The 12,198-nt window shown below is 70.1% G+C and carries 11 protein-coding genes and 2 tRNA genes; 4 read left to right on the top strand and 9 right to left on the bottom strand.

Annotated features, from left to right (window positions below):
• Together AB0M36_RS33330 and AB0M36_RS33325 are read left to right on the top strand one after the other, a co-directional pair.
• Positions 1 to 339: transposase (locus tag AB0M36_RS33330; protein WP_364165909.1), on the top strand; the 339-nt coding region annotated here is incomplete at its 5' end.
• Between the two features lie 159 nt (positions 340 to 498).
• Positions 499 to 870 (top strand): hypothetical protein, encoded by a 372-nt coding sequence (locus AB0M36_RS33325; protein WP_364165906.1) that lies wholly within the window; start codon positions 499 to 501, stop codon positions 868 to 870.
• Positions 871 to 1,689: 819 nt separating this feature from the next.
• Here the strand turns inward: AB0M36_RS33325 and AB0M36_RS33320 are convergent.
• The 3 genes from AB0M36_RS33320 to AB0M36_RS33310 form a co-directional block, all read right to left on the bottom strand.
• Positions 1,690 to 1,766 (bottom strand) — tRNA-Ile (locus AB0M36_RS33320).
• Positions 1,767 to 1,837: 71 nt separating this feature from the next.
• The gene (locus tag AB0M36_RS33315; protein ID WP_364165904.1) at positions 1,838 to 3,121 is read right to left on the bottom strand and encodes an NAD(P)/FAD-dependent oxidoreductase; all 1,284 of its coding nucleotides are present in this window, start codon (positions 3,119 to 3,121) and stop codon (positions 1,838 to 1,840) included.
• Between the two features lie 87 nt (positions 3,122 to 3,208).
• The gene (locus tag AB0M36_RS33310; protein WP_364165901.1) at positions 3,209 to 3,373 is read right to left on the bottom strand and encodes a hypothetical protein; all 165 of its coding nucleotides are present in this window, start codon (positions 3,371 to 3,373) and stop codon (positions 3,209 to 3,211) included.
• A 170-nt stretch (positions 3,374 to 3,543) separates the two neighbouring features.
• On the opposite strand from AB0M36_RS33310, the gene AB0M36_RS33305 reads away from it, so the two are divergent.
• On the top strand, positions 3,544 to 4,863 hold the full coding sequence (locus AB0M36_RS33305; protein ID WP_364165895.1) for a phospholipase: 1,320 nt from the start codon (positions 3,544 to 3,546) through the stop codon (positions 4,861 to 4,863).
• 27 nt (positions 4,864 to 4,890) lie between these two features.
• Here the strand turns inward: AB0M36_RS33305 and AB0M36_RS33300 are convergent.
• Positions 4,891 to 4,963 (bottom strand) — tRNA-Asn (locus AB0M36_RS33300).
• A gap of 209 nt (positions 4,964 to 5,172) precedes the next feature.
• Here AB0M36_RS33300 and AB0M36_RS33295 point away from each other — a divergent pair.
• Complete coding sequence (locus tag AB0M36_RS33295; RefSeq protein ID WP_364165892.1) at positions 5,173 to 5,475, top strand: hypothetical protein; 303 nt, start codon at positions 5,173 to 5,175, stop codon at positions 5,473 to 5,475.
• 54 nt (positions 5,476 to 5,529) lie between these two features.
• Here AB0M36_RS33295 and AB0M36_RS33290 read toward each other — a convergent pair whose 3' ends face one another.
• The 5 genes from AB0M36_RS33290 to AB0M36_RS33270 all read right to left on the bottom strand — a co-directional run bounded on the left by AB0M36_RS33290 (position 5,530) and on the right by AB0M36_RS33270 (position 12,158).
• The gene (locus AB0M36_RS33290) at positions 5,530 to 6,534 is read right to left on the bottom strand and encodes a sugar phosphate isomerase/epimerase family protein (RefSeq protein ID WP_364165889.1); all 1,005 of its coding nucleotides are present in this window, start codon (positions 6,532 to 6,534) and stop codon (positions 5,530 to 5,532) included.
• 227 nt (positions 6,535 to 6,761) lie between these two features.
• Positions 6,762 to 7,847, bottom strand: coding sequence for a xylose isomerase (locus tag AB0M36_RS33285; RefSeq protein ID WP_364165886.1), 1,086 nt, complete (start codon positions 7,845 to 7,847; stop codon positions 6,762 to 6,764).
• A 921-nt stretch (positions 7,848 to 8,768) separates the two neighbouring features.
• Positions 8,769 to 9,950, bottom strand: coding sequence for a Gfo/Idh/MocA family oxidoreductase (locus tag AB0M36_RS33280; protein WP_364165883.1), 1,182 nt, complete (start codon positions 9,948 to 9,950; stop codon positions 8,769 to 8,771).
• A 21-nt stretch (positions 9,951 to 9,971) separates the two neighbouring features.
• A complete protein-coding gene (locus tag AB0M36_RS33275) occupies positions 9,972 to 11,012 on the bottom strand; it encodes a substrate-binding domain-containing protein (protein WP_364165880.1) in 1,041 nt (346 codons plus the stop codon).
• 66 nt (positions 11,013 to 11,078) lie between these two features.
• Complete coding sequence (locus AB0M36_RS33270; RefSeq protein ID WP_364165877.1) at positions 11,079 to 12,158, bottom strand: ABC transporter permease; 1,080 nt, start codon at positions 12,156 to 12,158, stop codon at positions 11,079 to 11,081.
• Positions 12,159 to 12,198: the final 40 nt, after the last annotated feature.

Below are 12,198 nucleotides of genomic sequence, written 5' to 3'. Positions count from 1 at the left end.
GTCGGCAGTGACCTCACCTTCTTCGCAACCCCGGATCGGCTGGCCGCCTTCTCCGGGCTCGCGCCGGCACCCCACGACTCAGGCAAGAGGAGCGGCAACCTCCACCGACCCCGCCACGACCATCGCGGCCTGCAACGCGTCTTCTACATGTCGGCCTTGATGAGTGTTCGCTACGACCCGAACTCCCGGGCCTTCTACGACCGTAAGCGTGCTGAGGGAAAGCGCCACACCCAAGCCGCGATCGCCCTCGCCCGCCGCCGCGTCAACGTCTTGTGGGCCCTGATCCGCGACCAGCGCCTCTACGAGGTGACACCATCGCTGGTCATGGCGTCTCCCTGATCGTCGGCCACGCGGTGACGCCGGCAGCGCCCATGACATTCTCTGGCAGTGCTCTTAAATGACCAAGCAAGCAGCGTCGAGCTCCGCCCGCTGCGCTATCAGTTCGCCGCGGTCCAAGGGAACCGCTACGACGACAACTGGCTGGTCATCGGTGCCACGGTGACGACCCCCGAGGGCAGCTGGTCCTTCACCGAACCCTGTCTGCTGGTCGACGAAGCCCGTCAGGTCGCTGCTTGGCTGCGCGCGGTGGCCGCGGGAACGGTGACGGAGACCCGGCCTGACACCGACGGCTATTTGTCCCCGGACACCTGGTTCATCGAGCCCGTCTTGGCTTTCAGCCTCGCCGAGCGAAGCAAGACCGAGGCGGTGATTCGCCTTCACCTGTCCCTGGAGGCGACACCCCCCTGGCGGCAGGGTGACGACAGGGCCGACATCTACCAGTACTTCGTGGAAATGCACGTGGATACCGCAGCGCTGCTTCACGCAGCCGACCAGTGGGATCTGGCCTTGGCCGCCTTCCCAGGCCGCTGACCAACAGCGCTCCCATGGAGGGCGCCAGCCTTCGGGCCGAGCGCAGCCCTCGAGGCTTGACTTCACCATTGGGAGCCACGGATGGCCAGGGACGTTGCGTGACGTCAGGCAGCGATGGGTCCGTCCACGAGCGCCGTGCCGCTATTCGTCGGCTCCGGACCTACCGAAATCGCTCTCGCGCGATGCGGCGACCATCGAGTCGATCGCTCAATAGCCCCAGCCAGCCCGAAGCGCGCGAGCGTGGCGCATTACTGAGGCAACGTGCGCACCGCCGGCGGCTGCACGGCCACACGCAAGCCGGGGCCGCCGTTCACGCCGGCCGACCCGCGGACGCCTAGCGGCCGATCGCCTCGACCGGCTTAGGCTGCGCCGATTCGATGGTCTACACCCCTGCGCCACGCCCGCCGCGCGCCGCAGGGCGCCGGTCGGGTGTCTCGACACGCCCGACGGCAGGAGAAATCGAAGATCATCGGTCCTGCTTGTCCCCACAACGCCCCCACACCCCTGGGCGGCGAACCCTGAAGATCAACTTACGCACCGTCCACGAACCTGCGAAACGGCCTCCCACCTGCGATGGAAAGGCCGTTTCTTGCTTTGCGCCGAAGGGACTCGAACCCCTAACCTTCTGATCCGTCGATCGATCCGCAGGACACCTCAACCCTTGCACCCCCGGCAGTACCCGGTCCGCATCCACGACCCCGCAGGTCACGGATCCATAACGACGCCAGCGAATCTGCGTCGAGGGGACATGATTTGTCCCCCGACTGTCCACCGATCACAGTTACAGTGATTGATGTCGATGCCAATGGCGCTCTGACCTGGTGGGGCGGGCGGGACTCGAACCCGCGACCGAGGGATTATGAGTCCCCTGCTCTAACCCACTGAGCTACCGCCCCGTACCGGCGGCGATCCTATCCCGCGCCGTCCAGCGCAAGCCAGCGATCTATCCTCCGGCTCGTCGGGTCCGTCAAGCGGGACCGGCGGACCGGCCAGCGCCGGCCAGCGCTCCGAGCGTTGTCAGGACCGCGCCTGCCGTGCGCCATCCGCCCGCCAGGGCTCCCTGGATGGACGGGCTGTCGCGGTGGTCGCCCGCCACAAACAAGCCGTCTCCCAGCGAGACCGGCTTGCGGAGGCGGGCCTGGGGTGCCGGGGCCGCGGGGAGGGCGTGCTGGATCGGCACCACGCTGATCAGTTCCCAGTCGTCTGTCGATACGCCGTACATTCGGGCGAGTTCGACGCGGAGCACCGTCTCCGAGGCGCCGGAGGGGGCTGCGACGCCTACGGCGGTGGCGGCGATCAGGGATTTGCCGGCTGGGGCGTATTCGGGGGCGGCGTTCGACATGACGACGGTGTTGGCGACGATTTCGCGGCGGTCGCCGTCGAGGATCAGGGTTGGTTCGTCGATCGGCGCGTGGGGGGCGCCGAAGTAGTAGGTGGTCAGGCCTCGCATGTCGGGGCGGGGCAGGACCGGTAGGAGCTTTGAGGCGGTGACCGGGTCGGTGGCCACGACCACGGCTCGGCAGCGGATTTCGCCGCCGTCGGTGATGACGCGGCCTGGTTCCACGGCGAGGGTCCGGGCGTTGACCAAGAGTTGGGGGTACGGCAGCGGGCCGGCGACCGCGGCGGGCAGCATCGCCATTCCGTTGCATGGCACGCCTATGCGTCCTCGGGCCAGGGAGCGCAGGACCATGGCGAGCACGTGGCTGGAGGTTTCGAGGGAGCGGTCGGCGAAGACGCCGGACAGGAACGGGCGCAGTACCTCTTCGATGATGCGGTGCGACAGACCGGCCTTGCGCAACGCTTCCTGGGTGCTCATCTCGGGGGCGTCGAGCAATCTTTCCGGAGCGTATGTGGCGCAGCGCGTCGCCAGCGCCGCGAACTTGAGGCGGTCGGAGAGGGAGCCCACGCCGCTGCCGAGTGTCTGGGCCGCGGTTGTCGGGTCGCGGAGGGGGTTTTCGAGGCGGTGCAGGCGGTTGCCGCGACGCACGAGCACGCCGGGCGTGAAGTAGCGCATGTCCAGGGCTTCGATGTCGACGAGGGCGGGCACCCGCGGGTACGCGGTGTTGAGCACCTGGAAGCCGCGGTCGAGCCGCCAGCCGTCGACGACGTCGGTGGCCACGCGGCCGCCGATGCGGTCGGACGCCTCGACGAGCAGCCATTCGACGCCGGCCCGATCCAGCCGCCGGGCAGCGGCGAGCCCGGCGAGACCGCCGCCCACGATGACGACGTCCACCTCTACCGGCTGGGACACGGGCACCTCACAAGAGGACAAACAACGCAGACCTCAGCCTAGCGGCGGACTCAGCCGCTGGCAGGGAAAGGAGCAATGACCGGGAAGCTAGCCGGCGGGCGAGTTGTCAGGCGGGCGGTCCGCGGGCTCGCCCGGCGCGGCCGGGGGTTCCTCGTCCTGGTGCACTTCGTCGTAGGACAGGTCGCCTCCGCTTTCCGGATCGGGTCCACCGGGGTCGGCGATGCTGCGCAGGTCATCGTTCGGCTCGGTCATGTCGACTCCACTACCCACTGGGTGCACGCCCATCCGCGTGAACTCCTGCCTCGACACGCGCGTATATAGACGGTCATCATGATGTTCCGCGCGCGGCAGCCGCGTGCCGGAGTCGAAGGGGGCACCGCATGCGCCCGTTGTCCATCGTCGTTCGCGCCGTACCGATAGTTGTGGCTGTCCTTGTGGTGACGCCGACCGCCGGCGTTGCCGTCGGCCCGGCCGTGGTGCCGGGCTCCTACTACCTCCAGAGCGTCACCACCGGGTTCAATACCGCGGCCAGCGGCGACGCCGTCGTGCAGCATCGGCCCAAGGGCGACGAAGACCATCAGCAGTGGGTGGTGCGCGCCGACGGCGAGAACTTCCGGCTGGAAAACCTCGACCTGCCCGGCCGCTGCCTCGCGCGTTCCAGTGCCGCGCCCGCCATGGCCTCCTGCTCCGCGGCGGAGGCGCGCTGGCAGATCACGGCGGCCGGCGACGATCAGTACGCGGTCAAGGATCCCGGCGCCGACCGCTATCTGACCGTGGTGCCCGCCGGTGACGTCTGGGCCGACGCGCTCGCCCTGGGCGCCGCCGGCGGCCTGGCCCGGTGGTATCTGACGCCGCTGGTGCCGCCGCGCACTCCGGTGCCGGCCGACGGCGAACGCACCCTCGACCAGGTGACGTTCCTGACCGCGCACAACGCGTTCGCCAACGGCGTCGACGGCGGCTTCGCGCCGCCGATCATCAATCTCTTCCCCAATCAGGCTCGCGGCATCGATCAGCAGCTCGCCGACGGGGTACGGGGATTCATGTTCGACATCCACCAGACGCCCGACGGGGCGATCCTCTGCCACGACAGCTGCACGTTGGTCGTGCGTCCGGTCGCGCTCTGGGTCGACCTCAAGCGCATCGTCGACTATCTGCGCGCACACCCGGCCGAGATCGTCACGGTGTTCCTGGAGGACTATGTTGCACCCACCGTGCTGCGCGCCGAGCTGGCCCGGGTGCCCGCGCTGGCCGACCTGCTGATCCGGCCGGAGGTCGAGGGTGTGCGCGAGCGCGGGTGGCCGCGCCTGGCCGACCTGCGGCAGCGCGACAAGCGACTGTTGATCTTCACTGATCACAGCCGCGCCGAGGACCAGGCGGCCGGACTGACCCGCGACAGCTTCGGCGTGCAGTACCAGCGGGAGTGGACCGTCGAGAACTACTGGTCGATGGGCTCCGGCATGGGCACCTCGGACTGGTCCTGCTACAGCCGCTGGTACGGCGGCGCGGCCACGATTCCGCTGACGCGCGTCGAGCCGGGCTTCCGTCCGCTGTTCGTCATGAACCACTTCCGGAATGTGCCGGTGCCGCAGACGGCATCCGGTGACAACACCAAGGTGCTCAACCGTGCCGAACGGTTCTGCGCGCCGGCGGCCCGCAAGAAGCCCAACTATCTCGCGGTCGACCGCTACGACCTGGGAGGTCCCGCTGCGGCAGTCGGCCAGCTCAACACGTACGCATATTGATGCGGCGGCCTCTGACCTGCGGAAAAGCTCCCCCGATTGGACTCGAACCAATAACCTGCCGGTTAACAGCCGGCTGCTCTGCCAATTGAGCTACAGGGGATCGCTGCGCCCTGACCTCCCGCTGTGCGGGCTGTCATGGTGACCGGAGAAACAATACAACACCCGCCGCCCGGGGCGCCTACGGGGACCCCCCGACACTCCCGGACCGGACTCAACCGACGGGAAACGCCGACGGGGGGAATGACTGGGCGGCAGGATGGGTATGCACCGGATCAGACGCACGCGCGTCATCGAACGGAAGGAGCCGCCATGCGCGGAAAGCTCATGTTCATCACGGGTCTCGCGGCGGGCTTCGTCCTGGGCAGTCGTGCCGGCCGGGAGAAGTACGAGGAGATCGCGGCCAACGCCAAGAAGGTGTGGGAGCACCCGACGGTGCAGGAGGCCGCCGGCGTTGCCCAGGCGCAGGCCAACAAGCTCTACACCGAGGGCAAGGACAAGCTGAACCAGTCCAAGATCGGTGAGAAGCTGCACTCGGCCAGCACGTCATCGTCCACCAACAGCGACCTGTCGACCTCCAGCGCGAGCTCGAACAGCACGGGCACCACGTACTGATGCGCAGCATCCGACGTCCCGGCCCATCTCCCCGTGGGCCGGGACGTCGGCGTCTCACGACGACGAGAAGGCCGCGTCGAAGGCCGCCGAGGGGGCGTCGAACGCCAGGTTGCGCACGTACCGGAGCGCTTCCGGGGCGCCGACCAGGCGGTCCATGCCGGCGTCCTCCCATTCGATCGAGAGCGGCCCGTCGTAGCCGATCGTGTTGAGGGCCCGGAAGCAGTCCTCCCAGGGCACGTCCCCGTGCCCGGTGGAGACGAAGTCCCAGCCCCGGCGCGGGTCCGCCCACGGCAGGTGGGACGCCATCCGACCACGGCGGCCGTCGCCGGTGCGGACCTTCGCGTCCTTGCAGTCGACGTGGTAGATCCGGTCGGAGAACTCGAGGATGAAGTTGACCGGGTCCAGGTCCTGCCAGACGAAGTGCGACGGATCCCAGTTGAGGCCGAACGCCGGGCGGTGGCCGATGGCTTCCAGCGCGCGCCGGGTGGTCCAGTAGTCGTACGCGATCTCGCTGGGATGGACCTCGTGGGCGAAGCGGACGCCCACCTCGTCGAAGACGTCCAGAATCGGGTTCCATCGGTCGGCGAAGTCCCGGTAACCACGTTCGATCATGGCGGGCGGCACCGGCGGGAACATGGCCACGGTGTGCCAGATCGACGAGCCGGTGAAGCCGACCACGGTGGCCACGCCGAGCTTGGCGGCGGCGCGGGCGGTGTCCTTCATCCGCTCCGCGGCGCGTTCCCGGACGCCCGACGGGTCGCCGTCGCCCCAGATCGCCGCCGGCAGGATGTCCTGGTGGCGCTCGTCGATCGGATGGTCGCAGACGGCCTGGCCGACCAGGTGGTTCGAGATCGCGAACACCCGCAGATTGTGCTTGGCGAGTTGCTCCCGCTTGCGGTCGACGTAGTCGTCCTCGGCGAGCGCGCGGTCCACCTCGAAGTGGTCGCCCCAGCAGGCGATCTCGAGACCGTCGTAGCCCCATTCGGAGGCCAGCCGGCAGACCTCGTCGAACGGCAGGTCGGCCCATTGGCCGGTGAAGAGCGTGATGGGTCGCGCCATGTGATCTCCCTGTTCGCAGGTGACGAAGAGGGTTCCGGGCCGGCGCGAGGGTGACCGGCGGCGGCAGCCGCCCGGCGACGAGCGTCGCGAACCGCGCCGGAGCTGCGCCGCCCGGCGGGCCCGCCCGTGTCGGGTGGTGCCAGCTCAAACTCTAGGGAAACGCGACCCGCTCAACAAGGGAGGCGTGAGCCGGGCGGCGTTCCCCGCGGGAGGGAAACGCGACCCGCTCAACAAGGAAGGCGGGAGTCGGCCAGGGAGATGGCGTTGCCCGGGGGTGAGAGGCCGAGCTCTGCGAGCTCGATGGCGCTGTGCCACTCGATGTCCAGATATTCGGTGCCGGGCACGGGACCGGCCATCAGGTGCCGCAGCGCCGACCGCCAGACCTCGGTGGTCGCCGTCAGCGGCGCGGGTGGTTCGGAGCGCAACGGTACGCGGGAAAGCACCCGCCACGGCCCTGGCGGAAAGTCGCGCAGCGCCTGGGCCAGGTCGGCGACGTAGCCCCCGTCGGGGGTGGTGACCGCGTGCGGCGGCCCGTCGTCCGCGTAGCGGCGCAGCGTGTCGGCGGCGGCCCGGGGATCGGCCACCTCCAGTGCGGCCGCGGCCTCGACGCGGATCACGGGTACGCCCGCGCCGGCCAGCCGGTCGAGGTAGGCGGCCGGGTCCTCCCAGGTGCACGCGAGGTGCGCCAGGTCGAGGGACACGCCGAGGCGGTCCTTGTCCACGCGGGCGAACGCGGCCGCCACGGACGCGGAGCCGTCGAGGACCGCGCCGGGTTCGGGCCGGAAGCCGACCCGGACGGCGCGGCCGGTCTGCCACGCCACCTCCGCGAGGCCGCCGGAGAGCCGGCCCAGGATGCGGGAGCAGGCCTTCTCTCTCTCTTCACCCCAGCCCTCGCGGCGACCCAGGCCGATGGTGCCGACCACGCCGCGGACCGCGTCGTCGGGCAGCAGGTCCACCAGGACGCGGGCCACGTCGAGGGTGTACTCGAGGCGGGCGAGGCTGCTCCAGTCCGGCTGGTCGGTGCCCTCGTCGCCGCCCTCCGAGCAGGACACGGCGCTCAGCGTGACGACCTCGAGCCCGCGGGCGTCGAGCTCGGCACGAAGTCGGGTGCGGGAGCGTCCGTCGATGGCGAGGGCGGCGGCGAGGGTGGGCGGGAGCCAGAGGCTCACCCCGAGGGTGTCCACGCCCCGGTCGGCGCGGACGGCGGCGTAGGTGTCGAGCTGCTCGACGACGGCCGACAGGCTCCGGGCGGGCCGGGGCTCGGTGCCGTGGCTCAGGTGGACGATCCGGCCCGAGTGGTGGCGCAGACGCATCAGAATCCCTCCTGGAGCAGGGCGTCACCGGTGCATCCGCACGTGCATCCGTTCGCGTGGCGTCCAGTATGGACCAGCCGGCCGCGGGCGACCGCGGTCGTCGTGACGGACCGGCGAGATGCCATGACGCCTCCATCCGAACGGTTAGCTGCCCTCAGACACGAGCCTCGGCGGCCCGCCGGATCAGCGGCGTACTCACCGTGCGACGGCGTGACCGGCGCGGATATGATCCACAAAGGTCGGTAACATCGGCGACCGCCGATGGCCTTCCCCTTCCTGACCTGCCCGGACGGCAAAGTGACGGCAAGGCGACAGAGCGGTGGAGAGAGCGCTATCCGTGCATCAAATGCACACTCGGACATGCACCCGACATGTCACACCGTCACCCTCCGCCACGGATCCCCCCACAACCCGCAGGCAGGAATCACCTCACGACCTGCGGCCAGGAGTCACCGCACACCCACGGGCAGGGATCAACCCACGACCCCGCGGGCAGGAAGCGCCCCACCACTCACGGGCAGGAAGCCCCCCACCACTCACGGGCAGGAAGCACCCCCCGACCCGCGAGCGGGAAGCACCACACCACCCGCGAGCGGGAAGCACTCCACGACCCGCGAGCGGGAAGCACCACACCACCCGCGAGCGGGAAGCACCGCACCACCCGCGCGGGCAGGGGGCGGCACAACGCGCGGGCGAACTCACCGCGGCCGGATGCGGGCGCTACGGCCTGGGGACGGCAGGGGCCGGGCGTGCGCCACGGGACTGTGCTGTGGGCGTACCTGATGAATGGCGGTCCGGCAGCGACCGGGAACCCTGCGGTCGATGCCGGACGGCCGCGCCGTCGCCGGCCCGCACGATCCGGGGCGCAACCGGATCGCCCTCGCGGGCCCACGACGGACGTCGTGTGACGCGGCGGATCGCTCAGACCGAGGCCAGTTCGGCCTCGACCGGCACCCAGGCCGACGAGGCCGCCGACCGTTCCACCGCGTCCAGGACGAGCTGCACCTGCAGAGCGTCCGCGAAGGACGGTGTCGGGTCCTCCCCCGCCGCGATCGCCGCGATGAGGTCCCGCACCTCGTGGGTGAAGGAGTGTTCGTAGCCGATCGGGTGCCCGGCCGGCCACCACGCCGCCATGTAGGGGTGGTCCGGCTCCGTCACCAGGATGCGGGTGAAGCCCTGCTCGGTGGAGGGCACCGTGGCGTCGTAGAACTCGAGCTCGTTCATCCGCTCGAAGTCGAACGCGACCGAGCCCAGGGAGCCGTTGAGCTCGACGCGCAGGCCGTTCTTGCGGCCGGTGGCGAAGCGGGTCGCCTCGTAGGTGGCGATCGCGCCGCCCTCGAGCCGGGCCAGGAACAGCGCCGCGTCGTCGACGGTGACCTCGCCCGATTCGGCGCGGCCGACGCCGGACAGGCCGGCCGCCTCGGCGGGTAGCGGCCGCTCGCGGACGAAGGTCTCGGTCAGGGCGCTCACGCCGGTGATCCGGGCACCGGTCACGTACTGGGTGAGGTCGACGATGTGCGCGCCGATGTCGCCCAGCGCGCCGGATCCCGCCATGTCCCGGCGCAGGCGCCAGACCAGCGGGAACTCGGGGTCGACGATCCAGTCCTGGAGGTACACCGCGCGGATGTGGCGCACCGTGCCGATCCGGCCCTGCGCGACGAGGCGGCGCATCAGGGCGACGGCGGGTACGCGGCGGTAGTTGAAGCCGCACATCGTCCGCACGCCGCGGGCCTGGGCGGTCGCCGCGGCCTCGGCCATCTCGCGGGCCTCTGCCACCGAGTTGGCCAGCGGCTTCTCGCAGAGCACGTGCTTACCCGCGGCGAGCGCCGCCAGGGCGATCTCCGCATGGGTGTCGCCCGGCGTGCAGATGTCCACCAGATCGATGTCGTCGCGTGACACGACCTCCCGCCAGTCGGTGGCGTGGGACTCCCAACCGAGCGTGACGGCCGCGGCCGCGACCCGGGCCTCGTCGCGACCGCACACCACCGATCTCCGCGCCGACAGCGGCAGGTCGAACGCGTGGTTGACCGTGCGCCACGCCTGGGAGTGCGCGGCGCCCATGAACGCGTAGCCGATCATGCCGACCCGCAGCTGCCCCATCATGCTCTCCGTTCACCGGAATGGTCAGAAACCGAGCTTGCTGTACTGCGCCGCGTTTTCCTTGGTGATCGTTTCGGAGGCCAGCGTGATCTCCTTGGGTACCTGGAGTTCCACCAGGTCGGACATGCCCTTGCCCTGCCCGATCAGGCGGGCCAGGGAGATCGCGGAGGACGCCATCGACGGGCTGTAGGTGACCGTCGCCTTGAGCGGGGTGTTGTCGGCGGCGATGGCCGTGATGGCGGCCTTGGAACCGGCGCCGCCGACCATCAGCATCTCCTTGCGGTTGGTCTGGTTGAGCGCGGCCAGCACGCCGATGCCCTGGTCGTCGTCGTGGTTCCAGAGCGCGTCGACCTTCGGCAGCGCCTGCAGCAGGTCGGTGGCGGCCTGCTGGCCGCCGTTGGCGGTGAAGTCCGCGGGGCGCCGGTTGGCGACCTTGAAGCCGTACGTCGCGAGGGCCTCGTTGAAGCCGCGGGTGCGCTCCTGGGTGAGCTCGAGCGAGTCGATGCCCGGGATCTCACCGATGATCGGATTGGCGATGCCCTTGGCCTTCAACTGCTCGCCGATGTACGTCCCGGCGGCCAGGCCCATGCCGAAGTTGTCGCCCTTGATCTGCAACCGGTACGCGCCCCGGTCCGGGAAGGCCCGGTCCAGGTTGACCACCGGAATGCCGGCCCGCATCGCCTCGAGCCCGACCGCGTTGAGCTCCTTGCCGTCGTGCGGCAGCAGCACGATGACGTTCGGCTTCTGCGAGATCAAGGTGGACAGTGCCGCGCGCTGGGCGGCCGCGTCGGTGCCGGCCGCGACGCTGCGGAACTCCACGTCCTCGTACGCGGCGGCCTGCGCCTTGGCGTTGCTGGTGATCGCGGCGACCCAGCCGTGGTCGGCGCCCGGCGCGGAGAAGCCGATGATGACCTTCTGGCCCGGTGCGGCGTTCTTGTTGCTGTCCTTGTTGGTGTTGATCTGAGTGTTCTCGCTGGGGGCGTTGCTGGTGCACGCGGTCAGCAGGGTGCCGGCGCCCAGGGCGGCGCCGCCGAAGAGGACGCGACGGCGGGACAGATCGTTCATCGGTTTCTCCCAGGGATGACCGGACGGCCGTCGCCGGTCGCCGGTGGGGGGTGAGCTGGGTGTGGGTCAGGTGGGCCTGCGAGTGAGGAGCTGGGTCAGGGAGCGGTAGCGGAACTGCTGGACCAGCACGGCGGCGACGATGATGCCGCCCTTGACCATGTTCTGGGCCTCGGTGGAAAGGTTGTTGATCGCGAAGAGGTTGGTGATGGTGGAGAAGACCAGCACCCCGAACAGGGCGCCGATGATCGTGCCGCGGCCGCCGCTGAGCAGCGTGCCGCCGATGATCGCCGCGGCGATCGCGTCGAGTTCGTAGAGGTTGGCCATCGCGGCCTGCGCGCTGGTCGCCTGCGACGTCAGCATGATCGCCGCGATGCCGCAGCACAGGCCGGAGAGTGCGTAGAGCAGCACGGTGTGCAGCCGCACGTTGATGCCGGCCAGCCGCGCCGCCTCGACGTTGCCGCCGACGGCGACCGTGCGGCGCCCGAACGTGGTGCGGTTGAGCAGCACCCAGCCCGCGGCGACCACCAGCGCGAGGATGATCACCAGCATCGGAATGCCGATGATCCGGGCGCTGGCGATGTCGTTGATCAGCGTGTTCGTCGAGACCTGCGTCTGCTTGTCGGAGATCTGGGCGGCCAGGCCACGCGCCGCGACCATCATCGCGAGGGTCGCGATGAAGGGCACGAGCCTTCCGTACGCGATGAGCACGCCGTTGATGAGCCCCACGACGACGCCGACCACGATGGCCGTGAAGATCATGCCGGCGGCACCGTAGCTCTGGGTGGCCAGCGTGGTGCTCCAGACGCCCGCGACCGCGACGATGGCGCCCACGGACAGGTCGATGCCGCCGCCGATGATCACGAAGGTCATGCCGACGGTCACGACGCCGATGGCCGAGGCCTGCTGGAGGATCGTCCAGACGTTGCCGGTCACCCAGCTCGCGTCGCCGTACAGCTCGGGTCGGGTCACGGCGCCGATGATCACCAGGACGACGAGGACGCCGACGAGGCCGAGGTTGCGGCGTACGGGCTCCGCGCCGTCGCTGCGCCACCAACCGCGCCGGGGCGGCGGCGGGGCGTCTTGGGTCTTGGGCTCGACCGGCGGGGACTGCGCCGGCACACCCGGCCGGGTGCCTTGATCGGTCATGCCGGGCCCCCCTCGGGCGTTCGCGCTTGCGGCAGGCGTG

Source organism: Actinoplanes sp. NPDC051346, from assembly GCF_040682215.1.
Classification (GTDB): domain Bacteria; phylum Actinomycetota; class Actinomycetes; order Mycobacteriales; family Micromonosporaceae; genus Actinoplanes.
The sequence above is the reverse complement of the archived record's forward strand: the minus strand, read 5'-3'. Positions and strand labels throughout refer to the sequence as shown.

Bases quoted from the DNA above. Each gene is read 5' to 3' on its own strand.
- AB0M36_RS33310 (WP_364165901.1), bottom strand. From the start codon at position 3,373: ATGACCGAGCCGAACGATGACCTGCGCAGCATCGCCGACCCCGGTGGA.
- AB0M36_RS33295 (WP_364165892.1), top strand. From the start codon at position 5,173: ATGCGCGGAAAGCTCATGTTCATCACGGGTCTCGCGGCGGGCTTCGTC.
- AB0M36_RS33290 (WP_364165889.1), bottom strand. From the start codon at position 6,534: ATGGCGCGACCCATCACGCTCTTCACCGGCCAATGGGCCGACCTGCCG.
- AB0M36_RS33285 (WP_364165886.1), bottom strand. From the start codon at position 7,847: ATGCGTCTGCGCCACCACTCGGGCCGGATCGTCCACCTGAGCCACGGC.
- AB0M36_RS33280 (WP_364165883.1), bottom strand. From the start codon at position 9,950: ATGATGGGGCAGCTGCGGGTCGGCATGATCGGCTACGCGTTCATGGGC.
- AB0M36_RS33275 (WP_364165880.1), bottom strand. From the start codon at position 11,012: ATGAACGATCTGTCCCGCCGTCGCGTCCTCTTCGGCGGCGCCGCCCTG.
- AB0M36_RS33270 (WP_364165877.1), bottom strand. From the start codon at position 12,158: ATGACCGATCAAGGCACCCGGCCGGGTGTGCCGGCGCAGTCCCCGCCG.